Annotated in this window: 1 protein-coding gene; it reads left to right on the plus strand. The window is 68.8% G+C overall.

The annotated features are described in order from the left end of the window. Nucleotides 1–70: 70 nt before the first annotated feature. Nucleotides 71–1260, plus strand: a protein-coding gene (locus ACIBH3_RS35965; RefSeq protein WP_396316322.1) for an IS3 family transposase whose coding sequence is annotated in 2 segments (ribosomal slippage) — nucleotides 71–296 and nucleotides 296–1260 — 1191 coding nt in all. Because the reading frame shifts where the segments join, the coding sequence is not laid out codon by codon here. Nucleotides 1261–1293: the final 33 nt, after the last annotated feature.

The raw sequence follows: 1293 nt of genomic DNA on the forward strand, positions 1-1293 counted from the left end.
TGTGAGCTTTGCCCCGTGACGTGGACACCCCTGACACTTGGATCTCGTAGATCCAGGAAGGGAAGTCCAGATGGGACGTCCGTCGAAGTACTCGGACGAGTTCCGTCGTGATGCCGTCGCGCTGTACCGGGCCTCGGAGGGCCGGCGTACGTTCGCGGCGGTCGCGAAGGAGATCGGGGTCAATCATGAGACCCTGCGGAACTGGGTGCGGACCGCCGACGCCGAGCGAACGGGGCCCGAGCAGGCGTTGAACGCGGACGAGCGGGCGGAGCTCGCGCGGCTGCGCAAGGCCGAGCGGGAGTGGCAGGTCGAGAAGGAGATCCTGCGCCGGGCAGCGGCGTATTTCGCACGGGAGATGAAGTGAGGGCCCGCCGCTGGGACTTCATCTCCACCCACGCCGCCGAGTTCGGCGTCCAGCGGTTGTGCGAGGTCCTGGGCGTCGCCCGTTCCGGGTACTACGCCTGGCAGGCCGGTGCCCGGGCCCGTGCGGACCGGGCAGCGGCCGAGACCGCACTCGTGCGCGAGATCCGCAGCGTCCACCAGGAGACGCAGGGGGTGTACGGGGTGCCGAGGGTGCACGCCGAACTGCGAGCCCAGGGCCGACTGGTCAACCGCAAGCGGATAGCCCGCCTGATGCGTGAGCACGGCATCATCGGCCGCCACCTGCGCAAACGTTGCCGCACGACGGTCCAGGACAGGACCGCGCCGCCGGCACCGGACCTGATCGGACGCGACTTCACGGCGACCGAGCCCGATGTCCGGTGGGTCGGCGACATCACGTATCTGCCGGTCGGCGGCTCCTGGATGTACCTGGCCACTGTCATCGACCTGCACTCGCGGCGTCTGGTGGGCTGGTCGCTGGCCGACCACATGCGCACCGGCCTGGTCACCGACGCGCTGGAGGCCGCGGTGGCCGCCCGCGGCGGCCGGGTCGACGGCGTGATCTTTCACTCGGACAGGGGGTCGCAATACGGCTCGGCCGCGTTCGCGAGACTCTGCCAGCGCCACGGTGTCCGGCGGAGCATGGGAAAGGTCGGCTCCAGCTATGACAACGCCGCAGCGGAGAGCTTCTTCGCCTCCCTGAAACGGGAGTTGATGCACGGCGTGCGATGGGCCAGCCAGCACGAGGTAAGGCTGGACGTGTTCCGCTGGATCTCCTTCTACAACGTCCGAAGGCGTCACTCCACGCTCGGCTACCTCAGCCCGGTCCAGTTCGAACAGCAGACAGCGGCGTCCCCTAGGATCACCCTCGCCGCATGAAACTCCGGTGTCCACGTCCCGGGGGAAGGCTCA

Origin of the sequence: Kitasatospora sp. NPDC050543 (assembly GCF_044457565.1) — a bacterium.
Taxonomy (GTDB): domain Bacteria; phylum Actinomycetota; class Actinomycetes; order Streptomycetales; family Streptomycetaceae; genus Kitasatospora.